Source organism: Nonomuraea sp. NPDC050153, from assembly GCF_044460125.1.
Taxonomy (GTDB): domain Bacteria; phylum Actinomycetota; class Actinomycetes; order Streptosporangiales; family Streptosporangiaceae; genus Nonomuraea.
Genome location: NZ_JBITJQ010000071.1, coordinates 1 through 18237 on the forward strand (window position 1 = coordinate 1; position 18237 = coordinate 18237).

An 18237-nucleotide genomic window follows, 5' to 3' on the forward strand; every position below is an offset into this window, starting at 1 on the left:
CTCGGGGCGAGCGCGGGGGCACGGTCGATGAAACAGGAAGCCACAGAAGTGCCGCGTGACACCACACGGCACAGGCTGAATCCCCGGCGTTCACGACCCCGTTGGGGATCTCTCATCACGACCATTGTGTTCATTGAGCTACCAGAACGACACTGATGGTGAGATTTTGGCGCGCGGGTGAGGGAGACGGGGATGCTGGAGAAGCGACATGGGCGACAGGTGCCCGAGTTGACCGCCCAGGTGGTTGCGGCGGCCTTCCCCAAGGGCAGCCTGGCGGTGTGGCTGCGGGATGCGCTGGGCGAGGTGTTCTCAGACGAGTTGCTCGCCGAAGCGTTCCCAGCCAACGGGCGCCCGGCTATCTCGCCGGGCGCGCTGGCGGCGGTGTCGGTGTTGCAGTACGCCGACAACCTCTCCGACAGGCAGGCGGCTGAGGCGGTGCAAGCCCGGATGGACTGGAAGTACTTGCTGGGGCTGGAGCTGACCGATCCGGGGTTCGATCACAGCGTGCTCAGCGACTTCCGCGCCCGGCTGGCCGAGCACGGCCTGGAGGAGAAGATCTTCGAGGCGGTGCTGGAGGTGGCCGCTACTCGCGGGCTGCTGCGCTCACGCGGGCGGCAGCGGACCGATTCCACCAAGATTCTGGCCGATGTGCGGCTGCTCAACCGGATGGAGTTCGTCGGCGAGGTGTTGCGCACGGCGCTGGAGGCGCTGGCCGTGGCGCACCCGTCCTGGCTGGAAGAGGTGCTGGCCGGGCAGGAGCAGCAGTGGCTGCGCCGGTACGGTGAACGGATCGACTCCTGGCACGGGGAACTGCCCGGCGCCGATCGCGAGAGGTGGCTGCGGCAGGTGGGCGAGGACGGCTTCTTCCTGCTGGAGAAGGTCGACGATGTCCAGACGCCGGCATGGCTGCCCCTGATCCCCGCCCTGGCGGCGCTGCGCCGCTGCTGGGATGAGCAGTACCTGCGCGACGAGCACGGCGTGCGGCCCCGCGAAGGCGCGCAGGTGCCACCCGCAGCGCAGCGCGCGGCCAGCCCGCACGACCTGGAGGCCCGCTACGGGACCAAGCGCGGACAGGGCTGGACCGGCTACACCCTGCACGTGACCGAGACCTGCGAGGCGGACGCACCCCGCCTGATCACCGACGTGGCCACCGGCACCGCCGCCGACGGCGACGACAGCGCCGCGCTGCCCGGCATCCACCAGCGCCTTGAGCGGCGCGGCCTGCTGCCCGCCGAGCACCTGCTCGACAGCGGCTACATCACCGCGGCGGCCCTGGTCGAGGTCGCCGACACCCGCGGCGTCGTCCTCATCGGCCCCGCCCGCCCCATCACCGCGGCCGCGGCTGACGGCCGCTTCACCCACGAGGACTTCCTCATCGACGACGAGGCGCGCACCGCCCTGTGCCCCGGCGGGCACACCAGCATCTCCTGGGTCCCGGCCCACTCGGCCAAGGGCGTCCCCATCATCCAGGTACGCTTCGCCGCTGCCGGCTGCCGCGCCTGCCCGCTGCGGCAGCGTTGCACCACGGCCGACAACCCGCAATGGGGACGGGCGCTGACCCTGCGCCACCCGCGCCAGCGGGCCGCCCTCCAGCAGCGCCGCCGCGAGCAGGAGACCCCCGCCTGGCGACACCGCTATCGGCCCCGCGCCGGCATCGAGTCCACCGTCCACCAACTGACCTCCCGCACCGGCCTGCGCCGCAGCCGCTACCGGGGGCTGCAACGCACCCACCTGGGCCACTGCCTGGCCGCTGCGGCCATCAACCTCATCCGCATCCACGCCTGGGAACACGGCATTCCACCTGAGCCAACACGAAGAACCCATTTATCCCGATTACTCCACCGACGCGCGAGATGAGAGATCCCCAACGGGGTCGTTCACGCCGGGGAGCGCGTCAAATGATGGACCTGGCCCGCACGTACGGGCAGACCGACGTGATCCTCGTCGGCATCGTCCTGTACGGCCTGCTCGGCCTCTTCTCCGACGCCGGGGTGCGGCTCGTGGAAAGGAGGGCGCTGTCGTGGCGACGGACGTTGGCGGGCTGATCCGCGTGAAGGGCCTGACCCGCGTTTACGGTGATCGCGCGGTTCTGGACGGCCTGGACCTGGAGATCGCGCCAGGGGAGTTCGTGGCCCTGCTCGGGCAGAGCGGGTCCGGCAAGAGCACGTTGCTTCGGGCCCTGGCGGGGGTGGAGGGAGACGCCGCCGGGGACGGCCTCGTCGAGGTGCCTGCGCAGGTGTCGATGGTGTTCCAGGACGCCAGGCTGCTGCCCTGGCAGCGGGTGCTCGACAACGTGATCCTCGGTCTCGACGGCGCCGTGGAGCGAGGCCGGGAGAGCCTGGCGGAGGTGGGCCTGGCCGGGCGGGAACGCGCCTGGCCCAATGAGCTGTCCGGCGGCGAGCAGCAGCGCGTGGCGCTGGCGCGATCACTCGTCCGCGAGCCCCGGCTGCTGCTCGCCGACGAGCCGTTCGGCGCGCTCGACGCCCTGACCAGGCTCAAGATGCACGGCCTGCTGCGCCGCCTGTACGAGGAACACCGGCCCGCCGTGCTGCTGGTCACCCACGACGTGGACGAGGCCGTCGCGCTGGCCGACCGCGTCCTCGTGCTCGACCACGGCAGGATCGCGGCTGAGCAGCGGCTGGATGACGGCCGGAGCACTGCCGAGATCCGAACCGAGCTGTTGCGGGCGCTCGGCGTCACCGAGGGATATTCCGGTAAAGTCAGTAGGAAAAGTTGCTAGCGGTGGCGCCGGACCGTACATTACCGGCATGAACGAGGACCGCGACCTGTCCGTCCGCACGGACCTCCCGGGGGACACGCACTGGTACGACCTGCCGGACGACGAGGCCGAGCCCGAGCAGGAGCCGCGGAACTCCGCATCGCGGCGGTCCCTGTGGCGCTGGTGGTCATCGTGAGCGGTGGCACAGATGCCGCCCGTCGCGCCGTGGTAGCTGGTACGCCGTCGTGGTCGCCCGCTCGGCGGGCGGTGAGCCCTTCGAGACGCTGACCACCGTCACCCGCGAGCGGATGAACGCCAAGTCGCTGGAGCGACCCACGCTGCCCCCGGCGGCCGGGTGCCGACCGGGCCGCCGGAGCGCTCGCGGGGGAATCACCGCCGGTGCTCATCCGCGCAGCAGCGGCAGGAGCTGGTCGCCCTGGCGCTTGATCTCGGGCAGGTAGGGGGTGTCGGAGAGGACGAAGTGGGTGATGCCGAGGGCCTGATAGTCGCGCAGCGACTTGGCCACGTCCTCGGCCGAGCCGACCAGCCAGGTGGTGCCCGCGCCGCCGCCCCCGAACTTGCCGGGCGCGGTGTAGAGGTTGCCGTCGAGCACCTCTCCCCGCGCGGCCAGGTCGAGCAGGCGCTGCTGGCCGACGGCGGCGTGCCGGTTCGGGTCGCGCCTGATGGCGCCTTTCGCCATCTCCTCGACCTTGGCCTCGGCGTCTGCCCACGCCTGTTCGGTGGTGTCCCGCACCAGAGTGGTGATCCGCAGCCCGAACTCCAGCGGCGGGTGCTCGCGTCCGAGCTTCTCGCTGAGGTGCGTGAGCCGCTCGATCCGGGCGGCGATGCCGTCGAGCGGCTCGCCCCAGAAGAGCTGGACGTCGGCCTCGGTGGCGGCCACCTGCTCGGCGGCCTCGGAGGCGCCGCCGAAGTAGAGCCGGGGGTGCCGGCGGTCGCCCCGGACGACCGTGCGCGGCACCACGGTGGAGCCGGTGACGCTGAAGTGCTCGCCGTGGTGGGTGACGTTCTCCTCGGTCCACAGTCTGCGCACGATCTGGATGAACTCCCTGGTGCGGGCGTAGCGGTCTGCCTGGTCGCCTTCGCTGTCGCCGTACGCCGCCAGGTTGTCCTTGCCCGACACGATGTTGATCAGCACCCGGCCGCCGGTGAGGTGGTCCAGAGTGGCGGTGGCGGAGGCGAAGTTGGCCGGATGCCAGTAGCCGGGCCGGGCCGCGATCAGCGGCTGGAACGTCGTCGTCCGCGCGGCCAGCGCGGTGGCGACCGTGAAGGTGTCGGGCCGTCCCCAGCCGGTGCCGACCAGCGCCCCGCTCCAGCCGTGCTCCTCAAGGGCCTTGGCGTGGGCGCTGAGGGTCTCCAGGCTGTTGTGGTCTCAGAGTGACCAGTCGCCCGGCCGTTGCCCCTTCAGCAGGGTGACCGGCGACGGCAGGGGGTTCGTCGCGGCGGGCGCGAGACCTTCGAGCATGAGTGCCAGGTAGCGGCGCCAGCCGTCGGTGCCGGGGTCCATGGTCCACAGGGTGCTGGTCAGCATGGCCATGATCCGGGGCAGGTCGTCGGGGACGAGGTCGGCGCGGATCAGGCCGGCGTCTTGCGCGCGTTGGGCGAGCAGCGTAAGTGTCTCGTAGAAGGGGGTGTAGACCTCCGCGGTCAGGGTGCCGGCGTTGCGGGCGGCGGCCAGGGTGTTCAGTTCGCGTGCGGCCAGGCTCATGGCGGCTTCGATCAGGCTGAGGAGCCCGCGCAGCGGGTCGTCGTCGGTGAGCGCGCGTTCGGCGGCGGGTGCGAGGTGTTCGTTGATGCTCTGGTCGAGGGCGGCCCGGACCAGGTCGGCCTTGCTGGGGAAGTGGTTGTACAGCGTTCTGATGCGGACGTCGGCGCGGCGGGCGATCTCTTCGAGCGGCGCATCCGGGCCGAGGTCTGCAAAGGCTGCGCGTGCGGTGCGCACGATGCGCTCGGCGTTGCGTGCGGCGTCGGCGCGCAACGGGCGCTCGGTGTCGGTGGCCATCGCAACAGATTAGCAACCTGCAGTCGAGTGCAAGTTTTGTGCTAGCTTTCGCTTCAAGGTTATTTGCAGTCACGTGCAAGATCTTGTCGAGCGAGGGAGATCCGATGAAGGTGGGCGTCGAGGCCGACAAATGCGTTGCCGCGGGTCAGTGTGTGTTGCTTGCGCCGGAGGTCTTCGATCAGCGTGAGGAGGACGGCGTCGTGGTCCTCCTCGACGAGACACCTGCGCCGGAGCTTCACGACGCCGTCCGCGAAGCGGCCATGGTCTGCCCCGCCGCGGCCATCCACCTGGCCGAGTCATGAACCGGGTGGTGATCGTCGGTCCGCCGGCAAGTCTCCCGAAGTCCTGCGCGCCTGGCGCGCCGCCCTCACCGCTGCCTGACCCTCCAGGAGGATTCCATGACCACCCCTGACACCGAACTCCCGGCCTTCCCGGGTGACCGCGCCCCTGGCTGTCCGTTCGACCCCGCCCCGGAGTACCAGGAGTGGCGTACGACGGGCGGGTTGCGGCGGGTGAACTGGCAGGGCCACCCGGTCTGGGCGGTGAGCCGCCACGAGGACATCAAGGCGGCCATGACCGACCCGCGGATCAGCGCGGAGGTCGCCGCGCAGCAGGCCGATGGCGAACATCACGGCGACACCATGCCCAAGGTCTTTCCCCGCATGGACGATCCCGAGCACGCCGTGCTGCGGCGGATGCTCACCAAGGACTTCACGGTCAAGCGGGTCAACGCCCTGCGACCCGAGATCGAGAAGATGGCGAACGAGTTCATCGACCGGATGGTCGCCGGCGGCGGCCCGGCCGATCTGGTCCAGGGCTACGCGCTGCCCATCCCGTCTTTGGTGATCTCCCTGCTGCTCGGCGTGCCGTACGCCGACCACGGCTTCTTCCAGGAGATCACCGGTGTCCTGATGAGCCGCACCGCCACCGAGGAGGACAAGCAGCAGGCCGGCGGGAAGATCTTCGGCTACCTGTACGAGCTGGTGGCCCGCAAGGAAGCCGAACCGGACGACGCCCTGATCAGCCGCCTGATCCAGGAGTACCTCCCGACCGGGGAGCTGACCCGCGAGACCATCGCGATGAACAGCTTCATCCTGCTCAGCGCCGGCCACGAGACCACCGCCAACATGATCGGCCTCGGCACCCTGGCCCTGCTGGAGAACCCCGGCACCCTGGCCCGCCTCCGCGACACCGACGACCCCGCGGTGGTCTCCGCTGCGGTCGAGGAGCTGCTGCGCTACCTGACGATCGTGCACAGTCTCGTCGCCCGGGTGGCGAAAGAGGACGTCGAGATCGGCGGCACGCTCGTCCGTGCGGGCGAAGGGCTGATCATGAACCTGCCCGCCGCCAACCGCGATCCGGCCTTCCTCGACGACCCCGACACCCTCGACATCGACCGAAACGCGCGCGGGCACATGGCCTTCGGCCACGGCGTGCACCAGTGCCTGGGCCAGACGCTCGCCCGCGCCGAGCTGGAGATCGCGCTGCCCACGCTGCTGCGCCGCCTGCCGAACCTGCGGGCGGCCGTGCCACTGGAGGAGATCCGGTTCCGAGGCGACATGAGCATCTACGGCGTCCACGAACTGCCGGTCACCTGGGAGTAGCCAGGACAGACCGTCGATTCGACGGCCGGGCCGCCATCGTCACCGCCGCCGGCACGCGTCAACTCGAGCCCCGGAGCCGGGGTATGCGCCGGGACGGGGTCAGTCCCAGGCGGGGAGGAACTGCTCGGGGTAGCGGGCGCCGAAGCCGCCGGTCGGCAGGATCTCGGCGATGAGCTTCAGGTCGGTGTCGTCGAGGACCAGGTCGGCGGCGGCGGTGTTCTCCGCCAGCCGCTGGACGCTGCGGGTGCCGGGGATGGGGACGATGTCGTCGCCTTGCGCCAGGAGCCAGGCCAGGGCGAACTGGGCGACGGTGGCGTCCTTGGCGGCGGCCAGGTCGGCGAGGCGGCGGGTGGCCTCCAGGTTCTTTTCGTAGTTGCCGGGCTGGAAGCGGGCGTCCCAGCTGCGCATGTCAGTTCGGTCGTACTCGGCGCCGGGCTTGGCCTGGTCGGTGAGGAAGCCCCGGCCGAGCGGCGAGTAAGGGACGAACCCGATCCCGAGCTCGCGCAGGACAGGGAAGAGGACCTCGACGTCCCGCTCGAACAGGGAATATTCGGTCTGCAGGACCGAGACGGGCTGGACGGCGTGTGCGCGGCGGATGGTGTTCTCGCCTGCCTCGCTCAGCCCGAAGTAGCGGACCTTGCCGGCGTCGATGAACTCCTTGACCGTGCCCGCGACGTCCTCGATCGGCACGTTGGGGTCGACGCGGTGCTGGTAGAGCACGTCGATGACGTCGACGCCGAGGTAACGCAGGCTGTTGTCCACGACCTCGCGGATGTGCTCGGGGCGGCTGTCGACCCCGCCCTCGCGGGTGCCGGTGAAGTCGAAGCCGAACTTGGTGGCGATGACGACCTCGTCACGCACCGGCGCGAGCGCGGCGCCGACGATGCGCTCGTTCTCGCCCTGGCCGTAGAGCTCGGCCGTGTCGAAGAACGTCACGCCCAGCTCGTGGGCGCGGCGGACGGTCGTGATTCCGTCGGTGTCGGCCGAGGGCCCGTACGCCATCGAGATGCCCATCGCGCCATAGCCCAGCGCCGACACCGTCAGCCCCTGCTGTCCGAGGGTTCGCTGCTTCATGCTGCTCCGCTCCTGCATGTGAGAGTGCTCTAACATTAAGTAAGAGTACTCTAACATTGAAATGGAGGGAGAATCGGTCGCCGTGAGCAGATCCACAACGCCGAAGCGCGGCTACCACCACGGCGACCTGCGGGCTGAGCTGATCCGTGAGGGTCTGGCGCTCCTGGCCGAGACGGGGGTCGCGGGCTTTTCCGTGGCAAAGGTCGCGGCGCGTGCAGGCGTGTCATCGGCGGCGCCGTACCGTCACTTCCCCGATCGGGATTCCCTGCTGGCGGCCTGCGCGGCCGACATCATCGGCACCATCACCGACGTTCTCATGGAGGCGGCCGAGGGGGCCGGGCCCGATCCGGTGGACCGCCTCGCCGCCACCGCGGGCGCTTACACCCGCTACGTGCTGGGCCACCGCACCGGCCTGGAGCTTCTCTACTCCTACGACTTCGCCGAGCCCCACCGCCAGGCCATCCAGGAAGAGACCCGCCGCTTCACGGCCGCCCTCATGGCCCTGGCCTCGGACGTCCTGCCCCAGGACGCCTCCTGGGCCGACACCGCCGATTTCGTCTACGTGCACCTGTCCACCACGCACGGCTACGCCACCCTCCTGTTGAAGGTCGGCCGCCCGCCGCGAGGTGTCGAGGATCACGCGGCCCGCGCCGTCGCCGCGGCCAGGGACCATATCACCGGGCACCTGCTGCGCCTGCGCGAAGACTCCTGATCAGCGCGCCGGACGGCCCCTCGGGCGAGTCCCTCCTGGGCGTGACCCGTGGCGCCGCAGCTTCGGGTGCGCTGAACTCCTCGCACGCCGCCGGCCGGCGCGGCACGGCAACGCCGTCAGGGGTGCGCTGCCCGTGCGGACGGTGAGTCCTAATCGTCCGCCGGGACGGGCCAGTGGTCCGGCTTCGGCCTCAGCGGCGCCGCGGACGGCAGCGGGCTGGCCGCGCTCGGGGACAGGGCGTCGAGCAGGAGCGTGACGTAGCGCCGCCAGCCGTCGCTGTCGGGGTCGGTCGTCCACAGCGCGCCGATGAGCATCCCCACGATCGTGCGCAGGTCGTCGGGCAGGAGATCGGCACGGATCAGGCCTGCCTGCTGGCCCCTCCGCGTGAGCAGGGTCAGCGACTCGAAGAACCGGTCGGCCACCTCCGCGGTGATGGCGCGGATGTCCTTCGCGGCAGCCAGGGTGTTTCTCTCGCGGGCCGCCACGGACATCGCGGCCTCCAGCAGGGTGACCAGCCCGCGTCTGGGGTTCTCGTCGCCGAGTGCCTGCTCGGTGGCCGGGGAGATCATCTCCGCCATGATCTGGTCGATGGCCGCCCGGATGAGCTCCTCTCTCTCGGGAAAGCGGCGGTAGAGCGTCGCGATGCCCACCCCGGCCCGTTGGGCGATCTCCTCCAACGGCGCGCCGGGGCCACTGACGGCGAAGGTCTCTCGCGCGGCTCGCAGGATCCGTTCGGAGTTGCGTGCCGCATCGGCACGCAACTGTCGCGGAGCGTCGTTCTTCACCGGATCAGCATAACAAATTGATAGTTGAACTATCGGTTGTGGTAGCTTGAGGTCAACAATTGATAGGCGAACTATCGAAAACGTGGGTGAGGCCGGGATGAAGGTGCAGGTCGGCGACGTGGCACGCGAACGCTTCCCCGTCACCTGCCGCGGCCGGGACCGGTTGACCGCAGCGCTCGCGGTCGGCCTGCCGCCGGGGACCCGGCGGGCCCTCATCGCGGCCGGTGCCGAATGTGACGAGACCGTCACAGGCACGGCGGCCGCCTGACCGCCGCACCCCCGACCGAGCAGAACCAGCAGCACTCCGCCGCGTGCGGTGTGGACAACATCCGGAACGACACCTCAAGGGAGCAACCATGAGCACGCAGACCCATGCCGGCGACAAGACCGCTCTTCCGGCCTTCCCCGGCATGCGCGAGGCCCGCTGCCCGTTCGATCCGCCCCCGGAGTACCGGGACTGGCGCGAGCAGGACGGCTTGCGGCGAGTGGACTGGCACGGCACCCAGGTCTGGGCGGCAAGCCGGTTCGAGGACATCCGGGCCGTCCTGAGCGATCCGCGGATCAGCACGGAGACCATGGAGTCCGGCGACCGGCCGACGGCCTTCCCGAAGATGGACGATCCGGAGCATGCCCGCCTGCGCCGGATGCTGACCAAGGATTTCACCGTCAAGCGGGTGCAGGCGATGCGCCCGCACATCCAGGAGATGGTGAACGACATCCTCGACAAGATGATCAGCAAGGGGCAGCCGGCGGACCTCGTCACCGAGTACGCGCTGCCCGTCCCGTCGCTGGTGATCTCGCTGCTGCTCGGAGTCCCCTACACCGACCACGAACTCTTCCAGAGACACAGCGCGGTCGTGGTCAACGTCAACGCCTCGGCGGAGGAGAAGGAAGCGGCCAGCGCGGCGCTCTTCCTCTACCTGCTCGAACTGGTGGCGCGCAAGGAGCGTGAGCGGGGGGACGACCTCCTCAGCAGGCTGATCGCCGAACGGGTCACCACCGGCGAGATCAGCCGCGAAACAGCGGCGATGAACGGGATCGTCCTGCTGATCGCCGGGCACGAGACCACGGCCAACATGATCAGCCTGTCGACCCTCACCCTCCTGCGGAACCCCGAGACACTGGCCCGGATCCGCGACGCCGAGGACCCGGTCGTGATCGCGAACGCGGTCGAAGAACTGCTGCGTTACCTGACCATCGTCCAGGACATGATCGTGCGGGTGGCGCTTGAGGATCTCACCATCGGCGGGCAACTGATCCGGGCCGGCGAGCAGGTGGTCATGAACCTGTCCGCGGGCAACCGGGACGCGGCGTTCTTCACCGATCCCGACCGTTTCGACATCGCCCGCAACGCCCGCGGGCACCTCGCCTTCGGCTACGGTGTTCACCAATGCCTCGGACAGTCACTCGCGCGCGTGGAGCTGGAAATCGCGTTGCCCGCACTGCTGCGCCGGCTGCCGGGACTGAAGCCGGCCGTACCGATCGAGCGGTTGAAGTTCCGGAACGAGATGGCCACCTACGGCCTCCACGAACTGCCGGTCGGTTGGTGACGCCACCATGAGCGACCTGGACGACAGCCGGGTGGCCGTGCTCACCGGTGCCGCGTCCGGCATGGGGCTCGCCATCGCCCGCCGCTTCGCATGCCCGTCCGGCGGCCGGGGACGGTCGAGGAGGTCGCGGCGGCATGCGCGATTCTCTGCTCCGACGAGGCCGGCTACATCACCGGCCAGGCCATCGGTGTCAATGGCGGCTACTACGTGTGAGCAACCCGCCGACCGGCGGACGCATCGATATGGAGGGAGAAACGCGATGAGTGCTGCGCGCGAGCGGGGATTGCCTCTCGACCTGCGGGAGCGCCTGGAATTGTGCGATCTTCTGGCCGAGCTCGGGCCGGACGCCCCGACGCTGTGCGCGGGTTGGAGCACGCTCGACCTGGCCGCGCACCTGGTGCTGCGCGAGCACTTCGCGCGATGGACCGACGAACGAATGGCGATCGAGAAGGCCAAGGGCCTCGCGGCCCTGATCGATCGACTGCGCGGTGGTGCCCCTCTGGTCCCGTGGCGCCTGCCCGGGATCCGCGCGCTGATGAACGGCGTCGAGTACTTCATCCACCACGAAGACGTTCGGCGAGCCAACGGCCGAGGCCGGCGGATCGACCGTCCCGACCTCGACCGGGTCGCCTGGCGGATGACCGGCTTCACCGGCCGGCGGGCCGCCCGCCAGATCCGTCCGTACGGCTTGGAGCTGCGCCGGCCCGAGGGCAGGCCGCGTCAGTTCGGTGCGGCCGGAGGCGCCGTGCTCAGCGGTGAACCGACCGAGTTGCTGCTGTATCTCAGCGGGCGCCGCGACGCGGCCCAGGTCACTCTCGAAGGCGACGCCGACGCCGTCGCCGCGCTCCGAGACGCGCACACCGCCGTCTGACTCCGGACGGCGGGGCACCCGCGACGCCGGCAAACGTTCGGGCTGACGCGAGAATTACCCGTCATGCGGTCCTTCGCGAATGCGATCCTGCCGATGCGTTGCTCTGCTCATGCAAATTCCGCATTGTCGGCCATGCGTGTCCCAGGGCATTCACCAGGCATTCGCCGGACATCACATCGAGTCGTCGGCGCGTAAATCGCCGACCGCGGAGCACGGTCGGGTGCGCGCGGTGCGGCGCAGGCCGGTCAGACTCTTCCCTTGGTTCGGTTTTCGCGATGCGTTGCTCGGGGACTTCAACAAAGGCGAACTCGTAACGGAAAGAGAGCGTCCGTGACCAAGGTCTCCGCGGCGGCGAAGGACGTGCTGTTAACACCGGCGGAATTCCCGCGTCATGGATGTCTGTCACTGTTCCTGCCAAGCACGCACAAATCAGAACGCCGGGGAGGAGTGCGGTGAGTCTCGAACGCGGGCCTCTCGCCGATCTCCGGTGCCGGGTCCACCAGTCGGCATGGACGCGGGGGCGTGTCGCGCACGGTGCGTCACACGCCGGTGAGCGTCTCGCACCCGAGCGTGCCTCGCGTTGAGGCCCTCGACCCGCTGCCCGACCGCTTGTGATCCCGACGCCCGCCGACCCCGCGTCCGGCCGTCTCAGCTCTCCTCCGCCCTTCCCCGCTCCGCCTCGGAGGCTCCATGTCGCAGGCCCTTCCTCCGTCCGCACCCGAATCCGCCCGGCATCCCGTCGACCAGGCCCTGCCACCCGCTCGGCTGGGGATGCTCGGTCTCCAGCACGTGCTGGTCATGTACACGGGCTGTGTCACCGTCCCCCTCGTCTTCGGGTCCGCGGCCAAGCTGGACACCGCCACCATCGGCCTGCTGATCAACGCCGACCTGCTGGTGGCCGGCCTGGTCACGCTGATTCAGGCGCTCGGCGTCGGCAAGGTGCTGGGCGTGCGGCTGCCGGTCGTCGCGGGTGCCACCTTCACCGCCGTGACTCCGATGATCCTCATCGCGAGCGAGTACGGCATGCAGGCGGTGTACGGGTCGATGATCGCCGCCGGTGTCTTCGGGCTGCTGGTGGCGGTGCCCTTCGCCCGGGCGGTACGTTTCTTCCCGCCTCTGGTCAGCGGCACGGTCATCACGGTCATCGGGCTCTCCCTGATCGGCGTGGCGGCCGGGCTGATCGCGGGCCAGGACCCCACCGCCAAGGACTACGCGCGGCCCTCGCACCTGGCCCTGGCCGCCGGCATCGTGCTGTTCATCGTGCTCGTCAGCCGCTTCACCAGCGGGTTCCTGTCTCAGGTGGGCGTGCTGCTGGGTCTGGTCGGTGGCACCCTGGTCGCCGTTCCGATGGGGTTGACGGACTTCTCCGGGGTCGGCGCTGCCGACTGGCTCGGTGTCGCCGCGCCCTTCCACTTCGGTGCTCCGCAGTTCCCCATCGCCGCCGTGGTGTCCATGTGCGTGGTGATGCTGGTGACGTTCACCGAGTCCACCGCCGACATGCTCGCGGTGGGCGAGATGACCGGCCGCCCGCTCTCCAACCGCGACCTGGCCCGCGGCCTGGCCGGTGACGGCATGTCCGGGGTGCTCGGCGGCGTCATGAACGGTTTCGTGGACACCGTGTTCGCCCAGAATGTCGGCCTCGTCGGCATGACCAAGGTCCGCAGCCGGTACGTCGCGGCCGTCGCCGGAGGCATCCTCCTGCTGCTCGGGCTGGTGCCCAAGCTGGGTGAGGTCGTCGCCGCGCTGCCCGGTCCGGTGGTGGGCGCGGCCGGGCTGGTCATGTTCGCCACGGTCACCGCGGTGGGCATCGACACCCTGCGCAAGGTGAAGTTCGAGGGCACGAACAACCTGCTGATCGTCGCCGTCTCCATCGGCGTCGGCATGCTGCCCGTCATGGCGCCGTCGATCTACCACGCCTTCCCGACCTGGGTACAGATCGTCGGCGGCAGTGCCATCACCAGCGCGACCGCGGCCGTCTTCCTGCTGAACCTGCTGTTCAACCACACGCCGAGACGGAGGACGGCCGAAGCCGCCGTGGAGAAGGGCGCCGCGCTCCCCGTGGCGGACACGCCGTGATCTCGCGGAGAACCGGCCGTCGCGATGGGGATGCGCCGCGACCCGGACCAGCGTCCCAGGGCCCTACCGTCCGGGTCGCGGCAGCGCTGCGCCCGCGTCGCGCAGGGCCAGCCACACCCGGTCGCGGGTCAGCGGCAGTTCGGTGAAGCGCACGCCCGTCGCGTCCCGCAGGGCGTTGGCGAGGGCGGGGGCGACCGGATTGAAGGGGCTCTCGCTCATCGACTTGGCGCCCAGCGGGCCGATGGCGTCCGTGGTCTCCATGAAGTGGACCTCGGTGCGCGGGATGTCGGCGTACTGGGGGAGCCGGTAGCGGCGGAAGTCGGCCGTTTCCACGGCGCCGCGCTCGTCGATGCGCACGTTCTCGAAGAGGGTGGCGCCGAGCGCCTGCGCGACGCCGCCCTCGACCTGGCCCCGGCACTGCATCGGGTTCATGACCTGGCCCGCGTCGGCGGCGTGCACGCTGCGCAAGATGCGGATCTCGCCGGTGTCCGGGGCGACGGCCACCTTGAACCACTGCGCGTTGAAGGCGACCGAGCGGGGAGTGCCGCCGAAGTGGCCGTCGGCGACGAACTCGACCCCCGCCGCCCGGGCGGCTTCGTACAACTCCTTCAGCGGCAGGCGTCCAGCGGGGTGGAGCACCGCCTCCTCCGCGAGCCGGCAGCCGGCTCGCGGCACCGCCAGGTGGGCGGCGGCGAAGTCCAGCAGCAGGTCGGCCAGGGCACGGGAGGCGCGCAGCGTAGCCTTGCCCGCGACGACGATGCCGGTCGAGCCGAAGGCCCCGGTGTCGTGGCGTACGAGGTCGGTGTCGGACTGGCGGATGCCGATCCGGTCGACGGTGGTCGCCAGCTCTCCTGCGGCGATCTGTTTGTGCACGGTCGTGGTGCCGTTGCCGAATTCGGCGGTGCCGACGGCAAGGTCGAAGGTGCCGTCGGGCAGCAGCGCGGCCTTGACGTCGGCGAAGTGCCCGCCGGGCGGGCTGGTCGCGATCATCGCCAGGGCGGCGCCCTCGCCCACCAGCCAGCCCTCCGGCAGCGGTTCGGCGCCCGGCTCGGCGCTCGATTCCGCGCCCGGTTCGGCGCCCGGTTCGGTCCGGGCGCGGCGCACGATGCTCAGACACTGGTCGAGGCCGTAGCCGGCGAGGTGCAGGTCCTCCTCGTGACCGCCCGGGGTGAGCATGGCCTCGTCCGGGCCGATGATGTTCCGTGCCTTGAACTCCAGGGGATCCAGGCCGAGCCGGCGGGCGAGCTCGTCGAGGGCGGACTCGACGGCGAACATCACCTGGCCGAGCCCGTAGCCGCGGAAGGCGCCCGCGGGAACGGTATGGGTGTAGACGGAGTAGGCGTCGACCTTCTTGTGCGGTGCCCGGTAGACGGCCGTGGACTCGCTGATGCTGTGGAACATCACGGCCGGGCCATGGTTGCCGTAGGCGCCCGTGTTGGACACGATCCGCAGCCGCAGCGCGGTGAGCGTGCCGTCGCGGCGGGCGCCCACCTTCACGCGGACGGTGAAGGGGTGCCGGGTGGTCGCGCCGTGGAACTGCTCGGCGCGGGTGTACTCCAGCTTCACGGGGCGGCGCAGCCGCAGCACGGCGAGGGTCACGATGTCCTCGACGAGCATCTCCTGCTTGCCGCCGAAGCCGCCGCCGACCCGGCCGGTGACGACCCGTACCTGCTCCAGGGGCAGGTCGTACAGGGCGCACAGGGCGCGGCGGGTGAGGAACGGGGTCTGGGAGCTGGTGCGAACGGTCAGCCGGCCGTCCTCGTCGATCCAGGCGACGGCTCCGTGCGTCTCCAGGCTGGCGTGCTGCACGCGCTGGGTGCGGAAGGTCTCCTCGTACACGGCGTCCGCCTCGGCGAAGCCCTTCTCCACGTCGCCGATCTCGCCGTGCGCCGCACCCACGACGTTGGCCTCGGGGCGGGCGATCCGGCACGTCCGCGGGTCCTTGTCGTGGACGACGGGCGCGCCGGGGCGCATCGCCTCCTCGGGGTCCAGGACGGCGGGCAACACCTCGTACGTCACCTCGACGCGCCGGCAGCCCTCCTCGGCGGCGGCCTCGCTGTCGGCGACGACGGCGGCGACGCGCTGGCCGACGTAGCGGACGGTGTCGTCGAGGACGCGGGTGTCGTCCGGGTCCTCCTCCGGGCGTTCGTGGCGGGCGGTGGAGAAGAGCCGTTCCGGCGCATCGTGATGGGTGAACACGGCGTGGACGCCGGGCACGCGCAGGGCCGCCGAGGTGTCGATCGAGACGATGCGGGCGTGGGCGTGCGGGGAGCGCAGCAGCTTCATGTGCAGCAGGTCGGGCACGTCGAGGTCGAAGGTGTAGCGGGCGGTGCCGGTGACGATCTGGGGACCGGCCGGGGCGGGCAGGTTGCGGCCCACCGACTCGCCGGCGCCGGGGGCCTCGACGTGGCGCACGCCCCGAACCGCGTCCTCGATGGCCCGGTAGCCCGTGCACCGGCACAGGTTTCCTTTGAACGCCCGTGGCAGATCGGCCAGCTGCTCCTCGTCCAGGACTGCCGTCGTCATCAGGAACCCGGCCGTGCAGAAGCCGCACTGGAAGCCCTGCGCGTCCAGGAAGCGCTGCTGTACGGGGTGGAGTTCGCCGTCCGGCGAGGCCAGGCCCTCGACCGTGGTGACGGCGCGGCCGTCGGCGCGGAAGGCGGGGTAGAGGCAACTGTGCACGGGTTCGCCGTCCACGTGGACCGTGCAGGCACCGCAGTCGCCGGCGTCGCAGCCCTTCTTCACGCCGAACCAGCCGCGCTCGCGCAGGTAGGTACGCAGGCACTGGCCGGGGCGGGGCTCCTGCGCGAAGGGCAGGCCGTTGACCTCGATCCCGAAGCTCATCGTGCGGTCAGCCCCCGGCGGATCTCCTCCGCGAACCGGAACGTCATGTGCCGCCGCCACTCGGGCAGCCCGTGGAGGTCGTCGAACCACTCGTCGTCGGCGACCGCAGAGTCCAGTGCCTCCCGCAGGGCCTCGGCCGCCGGCGGCCCAGAGAATCGCAGCCGGATCGGTCGCACTGTCGAGGCGGTGACGGTCAGGGCCCAGGAGCCGTCGAGCGGCTCCCACGTGCCGATGACCAGCACCCCGGAGCGGCCCTGCCCGTACAGCGACGCCTGCCGGAACGCCGTACGGCCGGCCAGCGCGCGGGCGGGCAGGGTGATCGAGCGCAGCAGTTCGCCTTCGGCCAGGACCTGGCGGCCCGCGCCGGTCACGAAGTCGGCGACACGCGTCCGGCGCCGCACGCCGTCCTGGGAGATCAGCAGGCACTCGCCGTCGAGGGCGGCCGTGAGGGAGATCATCGGGCCGGCCGGGAGCGCGGTGCAGAGGTTCCCGCCGACGGTGGCCACGTTCCAGATCTTGAACGAGGCGAGGAAGGCCCTGCAGCACTGCTCGAACAGCGGCGCCGCCTCGGCCGCCAGGTCCTTCGCGAACCTGGACAACTGGGCGATGGTACAGGTGGCGGCGATCTCCAGCGAGCCGTCCGGGCCGAGTGCCACAGGTGTCCAGCCGGTCCGGCCCAGGTCCACCAGGCGCCGCAGGTGCGGCTGCGGCTCGGAGAACAGGTACGTGCCGCCGGCCAGCCAGGCGTCGCCCGGCCGCCAGGGTGCCGGGTGCCGGGCGTCCCGTATCTCGATGACCGTGTTCAGGTCCATGGCCGTCAGTGAAGCAATGTCGCCAGGGCCCGGACGACTGGTTCACGCACGAAATCGCCGGCCTCTTCCTGGACGATCCCTGGAGGATCGACCAAGAGGGATTCCTCGTCCCGATGCGATGACTCGCGGGCGCCTGGTGGATGCGAGATGCCGAGCCGGCTTGCCATGCGGCCCCCGGTGAGCGCGATCCACATGTGGCCTACCATGCGGACATGCAGACTGCTGCGGGCGTCGTGCTCGCGGGTGGGCGCTCCACCCGGATGGGACAACCGAAAGCCTGGCTGGAATGGCACGGTTCGACATTGCTCTACCGGGCCACCTCGGTCCTCGCCAGGACGGTCGACGGTCCGGTCGTCGTGGTGGCCGCGCCCGGGCAGGAGCTCCCGCCGCTTCCCACGGGGGTCTCGGTGGTCGAGGACCCCGTTGAAGGACTGGGCCCCATGCAGGGCCTGGCCGTGGGGCTCGCGGCCGTGGCCGACCGGGCCGAGACCGCATTCGTGTGCTCCACCGATCTGCCGTTCCTCCATCCGGCTTTCGTGCGTCGAGTGCTGCGCGGGATGAGCCCGGGCACCGATGTCGCGCTGCCGGTGGCGCGCGGTTTCCGGCAACCCCTGGCCGCCGCCTACCGAACCGTCCTGGCCGGGCTGATCGCGAATCTCCTGGCCGAAGGCGACCTGCGGCCGGGCATGCTCTTCAAGCACTGCCCGGTGGCTCAACTGACCGATGAGGAGTTGCTGGCCGACATTGAGCTCGCACGGCACGACCCGGCGCTGGAATCCGTGGTGAACGTCAACTCCCCGGAGGACTACGCGGCGGCCAGGGACCGGCTGCCGCCGGAGGTCGTGGTCGAGTGTTTCGGCGCGCTGGCGAGGAACGGCGGCCACCGGCCGCGCGGTGTCCGGGCCGCCACGCTGGGGGCTGCGGCCGCCGCGGTCGGGCTGGCCCTGGACCGTCACGTGGTGGCCGCGCTGAACGGAGATCAGGTCACCCGGGACGAGTTGCTGCCTCTGGTGACCGGGGACACTGTCGCCTTCCTGTCCGCGGACGCCGGCGGCTGAGGTCGTAGGGTCGGGTACATGTTGCGTCCTGGAAGCTGGTCCAGGCCTGCGGGTGAAAGTCCCGTCCGGGTAAGCATCGGAGCGCCCGGTAGCAGGCCCCGGCCCGTCATGG

At 70.6% G+C, this 18237-nt stretch carries 20 protein-coding genes; 13 read left to right on the forward strand and 7 right to left on the reverse strand.

What is annotated here, in order from left to right; genetic code table 11:
- Nucleotides 1-192 precede the first annotated feature (192 nt).
- The 4 genes from ACIBQ1_RS61185 to ACIBQ1_RS61200 are packed head-to-tail and all read left to right on the forward strand — an operon-like array spanning nucleotide 193 to nucleotide 2915.
- The gene (locus tag ACIBQ1_RS61185; protein WP_397292709.1) at nucleotides 193-1857 is read left to right on the forward strand and encodes an IS1182 family transposase; all 1665 of its coding nucleotides are present in this window, start codon (nucleotides 193-195) and stop codon (nucleotides 1855-1857) included.
- 41 nt (nucleotides 1858-1898) lie between these two features.
- Entirely contained in the window at nucleotides 1899-2045 is a 147-nt protein-coding gene (locus ACIBQ1_RS61190) for a hypothetical protein (protein ID WP_397292710.1), read from the forward strand.
- Nucleotides 2021-2740, forward strand: coding sequence for an ABC transporter ATP-binding protein (locus tag ACIBQ1_RS61195; protein ID WP_397292711.1), 720 nt, complete (start codon nucleotides 2021-2023; stop codon nucleotides 2738-2740). The genes ACIBQ1_RS61190 and ACIBQ1_RS61195 overlap by 25 nt, the downstream gene beginning before the upstream one ends.
- Before the next feature lie 28 nt (nucleotides 2741-2768).
- Entirely contained in the window at nucleotides 2769-2915 is a 147-nt protein-coding gene (locus tag ACIBQ1_RS61200) for a hypothetical protein (RefSeq protein ID WP_397292713.1), read from the forward strand.
- A 207-nt stretch (nucleotides 2916-3122) separates the two neighbouring features.
- Here the strand turns inward: ACIBQ1_RS61200 and ACIBQ1_RS61205 are convergent, their stop codons facing one another.
- The gene (locus ACIBQ1_RS61205; RefSeq protein WP_397292737.1) at nucleotides 3123-4097 is read right to left on the reverse strand and encodes an LLM class flavin-dependent oxidoreductase; all 975 of its coding nucleotides are present in this window, start codon (nucleotides 4095-4097) and stop codon (nucleotides 3123-3125) included.
- Nucleotides 4098-4109: 12 nt separating this feature from the next.
- Nucleotides 4110-4739 carry a TetR/AcrR family transcriptional regulator gene (locus ACIBQ1_RS61210; RefSeq protein WP_397292714.1) on the reverse strand — a complete coding sequence of 210 codons (630 nt, stop codon included), beginning with the start codon at nucleotides 4737-4739 and terminating at the stop codon, nucleotides 4110-4112.
- A 104-nt stretch (nucleotides 4740-4843) separates the two neighbouring features.
- On the opposite strand from ACIBQ1_RS61210, the gene ACIBQ1_RS61215 reads away from it, so the two are divergent.
- Together ACIBQ1_RS61215 and ACIBQ1_RS61220 are read left to right on the forward strand one after the other, a co-directional pair.
- Nucleotides 4844-5041 (forward strand): ferredoxin, encoded by a 198-nt coding sequence (locus ACIBQ1_RS61215; protein WP_397292715.1) that lies wholly within the window; start codon nucleotides 4844-4846, stop codon nucleotides 5039-5041.
- 96 nt (nucleotides 5042-5137) lie between these two features.
- The gene (locus tag ACIBQ1_RS61220; protein ID WP_397292717.1) at nucleotides 5138-6343 is read left to right on the forward strand and encodes a cytochrome P450; all 1206 of its coding nucleotides are present in this window, start codon (nucleotides 5138-5140) and stop codon (nucleotides 6341-6343) included.
- 99 nt (nucleotides 6344-6442) lie between these two features.
- Here the strand turns inward: ACIBQ1_RS61220 and ACIBQ1_RS61225 are convergent, their stop codons facing one another.
- Nucleotides 6443-7417 carry an aldo/keto reductase gene (locus ACIBQ1_RS61225; RefSeq protein ID WP_397292719.1) on the reverse strand — a complete coding sequence of 325 codons (975 nt, stop codon included), beginning with the start codon at nucleotides 7415-7417 and terminating at the stop codon, nucleotides 6443-6445.
- 82 nt (nucleotides 7418-7499) lie between these two features.
- On the opposite strand from ACIBQ1_RS61225, the gene ACIBQ1_RS61230 reads away from it, so the two are divergent.
- A complete protein-coding gene (locus tag ACIBQ1_RS61230; protein ID WP_397292720.1) occupies nucleotides 7500-8129 on the forward strand; it encodes a TetR/AcrR family transcriptional regulator in 630 nt (209 codons plus the stop codon).
- 149 nt (nucleotides 8130-8278) lie between these two features.
- Here ACIBQ1_RS61230 and ACIBQ1_RS61235 read toward each other — a convergent pair whose 3' ends face one another.
- Nucleotides 8279-8914 carry a TetR/AcrR family transcriptional regulator gene (locus tag ACIBQ1_RS61235; RefSeq protein WP_397292721.1) on the reverse strand — a complete coding sequence of 212 codons (636 nt, stop codon included), beginning with the start codon at nucleotides 8912-8914 and terminating at the stop codon, nucleotides 8279-8281.
- A gap of 82 nt (nucleotides 8915-8996) precedes the next feature.
- Here ACIBQ1_RS61235 and ACIBQ1_RS61240 point away from each other — a divergent pair, with 82 nt between their 5' ends.
- The 5 genes from ACIBQ1_RS61240 (at nucleotide 8997) to ACIBQ1_RS61260 (ending at nucleotide 13411) form a co-directional block, all read left to right on the forward strand.
- Entirely contained in the window at nucleotides 8997-9182 is a 186-nt protein-coding gene (locus ACIBQ1_RS61240) for a hypothetical protein (RefSeq protein ID WP_397292723.1), read from the forward strand.
- An 88-nt stretch (nucleotides 9183-9270) separates the two neighbouring features.
- Nucleotides 9271-10464 carry a cytochrome P450 gene (locus tag ACIBQ1_RS61245; RefSeq protein WP_397292724.1) on the forward strand — a complete coding sequence of 398 codons (1194 nt, stop codon included), beginning with the start codon at nucleotides 9271-9273 and terminating at the stop codon, nucleotides 10462-10464.
- A 90-nt stretch (nucleotides 10465-10554) separates the two neighbouring features.
- Complete coding sequence (locus ACIBQ1_RS61250; RefSeq protein ID WP_397292726.1) at nucleotides 10555-10677, forward strand: SDR family oxidoreductase; 123 nt, start codon at nucleotides 10555-10557, stop codon at nucleotides 10675-10677.
- A gap of 46 nt (nucleotides 10678-10723) precedes the next feature.
- Entirely contained in the window at nucleotides 10724-11335 is a 612-nt protein-coding gene (locus tag ACIBQ1_RS61255) for a maleylpyruvate isomerase family mycothiol-dependent enzyme (protein WP_397292728.1), read from the forward strand.
- Between the two features lie 690 nt (nucleotides 11336-12025).
- Entirely contained in the window at nucleotides 12026-13411 is a 1386-nt protein-coding gene (locus tag ACIBQ1_RS61260) for a nucleobase:cation symporter-2 family protein (RefSeq protein WP_397292730.1), read from the forward strand.
- A 63-nt stretch (nucleotides 13412-13474) separates the two neighbouring features.
- On the opposite strand, the gene ACIBQ1_RS61265 is transcribed toward ACIBQ1_RS61260, so the two are convergent.
- Genes ACIBQ1_RS61265 through ACIBQ1_RS61275 form a run of 3 tightly spaced genes read right to left on the reverse strand, consistent with a single transcriptional unit; the run spans nucleotide 13475 to nucleotide 17261 of the window.
- Nucleotides 13475-16255, reverse strand: a complete 2781-nt coding sequence (locus ACIBQ1_RS61265) for a molybdopterin-dependent oxidoreductase (RefSeq protein WP_397292731.1) — start codon at nucleotides 16253-16255, stop codon at nucleotides 13475-13477.
- The gene (locus ACIBQ1_RS61270; protein ID WP_397292733.1) at nucleotides 16252-17067 is read right to left on the reverse strand and encodes an FAD binding domain-containing protein; all 816 of its coding nucleotides are present in this window, start codon (nucleotides 17065-17067) and stop codon (nucleotides 16252-16254) included. The genes ACIBQ1_RS61265 and ACIBQ1_RS61270 overlap by 4 nt, the downstream gene beginning before the upstream one ends.
- Nucleotides 17068-17072: 5 nt before the next feature.
- Nucleotides 17073-17261: a hypothetical protein gene (locus ACIBQ1_RS61275; RefSeq protein ID WP_397292735.1), complete on the reverse strand. Its 189-nt coding sequence runs from the start codon at nucleotides 17259-17261 to the stop codon at nucleotides 17073-17075.
- Nucleotides 17262-17279: 18 nt separating this feature from the next.
- On the opposite strand from ACIBQ1_RS61275, the gene ACIBQ1_RS61280 reads away from it, so the two are divergent.
- On the forward strand, nucleotides 17280-18125 hold the full coding sequence (locus tag ACIBQ1_RS61280) for a molybdenum cofactor guanylyltransferase (protein ID WP_397292736.1): 846 nt from the start codon (nucleotides 17280-17282) through the stop codon (nucleotides 18123-18125).
- The last annotated feature ends 112 nt before the right edge of the window (nucleotides 18126-18237 follow it).

Bases quoted from the DNA above. Each gene is read 5' to 3' on its own strand.
- ACIBQ1_RS61185 (WP_397292709.1), top strand. From the start codon at position 193: ATGCTGGAGAAGCGACATGGGCGACAGGTGCCCGAGTTGACCGCCCAG.
- ACIBQ1_RS61190 (WP_397292710.1), top strand. From the start codon at position 1,899: ATGATGGACCTGGCCCGCACGTACGGGCAGACCGACGTGATCCTCGTC.
- ACIBQ1_RS61200 (WP_397292713.1), top strand. From the start codon at position 2,769: ATGAACGAGGACCGCGACCTGTCCGTCCGCACGGACCTCCCGGGGGAC.
- ACIBQ1_RS61210 (WP_397292714.1), bottom strand. From the start codon at position 4,739: ATGGCCACCGACACCGAGCGCCCGTTGCGCGCCGACGCCGCACGCAAC.
- ACIBQ1_RS61215 (WP_397292715.1), top strand. From the start codon at position 4,844: ATGAAGGTGGGCGTCGAGGCCGACAAATGCGTTGCCGCGGGTCAGTGT.
- ACIBQ1_RS61220 (WP_397292717.1), top strand. From the start codon at position 5,138: ATGACCACCCCTGACACCGAACTCCCGGCCTTCCCGGGTGACCGCGCC.
- ACIBQ1_RS61225 (WP_397292719.1), bottom strand. From the start codon at position 7,417: ATGAAGCAGCGAACCCTCGGACAGCAGGGGCTGACGGTGTCGGCGCTG.
- ACIBQ1_RS61245 (WP_397292724.1), top strand. From the start codon at position 9,271: ATGAGCACGCAGACCCATGCCGGCGACAAGACCGCTCTTCCGGCCTTC.
- ACIBQ1_RS61250 (WP_397292726.1), top strand. From the start codon at position 10,555: ATGCCCGTCCGGCGGCCGGGGACGGTCGAGGAGGTCGCGGCGGCATGC.
- ACIBQ1_RS61255 (WP_397292728.1), top strand. From the start codon at position 10,724: ATGAGTGCTGCGCGCGAGCGGGGATTGCCTCTCGACCTGCGGGAGCGC.
- ACIBQ1_RS61260 (WP_397292730.1), top strand. From the start codon at position 12,026: ATGTCGCAGGCCCTTCCTCCGTCCGCACCCGAATCCGCCCGGCATCCC.
- ACIBQ1_RS61265 (WP_397292731.1), bottom strand. From the start codon at position 16,255: ATGAGCTTCGGGATCGAGGTCAACGGCCTGCCCTTCGCGCAGGAGCCC.
- ACIBQ1_RS61270 (WP_397292733.1), bottom strand. From the start codon at position 17,067: ATGGACCTGAACACGGTCATCGAGATACGGGACGCCCGGCACCCGGCA.
- ACIBQ1_RS61275 (WP_397292735.1), bottom strand. From the start codon at position 17,261: ATGTGGATCGCGCTCACCGGGGGCCGCATGGCAAGCCGGCTCGGCATC.
- ACIBQ1_RS61280 (WP_397292736.1), top strand. From the start codon at position 17,280: ATGCAGACTGCTGCGGGCGTCGTGCTCGCGGGTGGGCGCTCCACCCGG.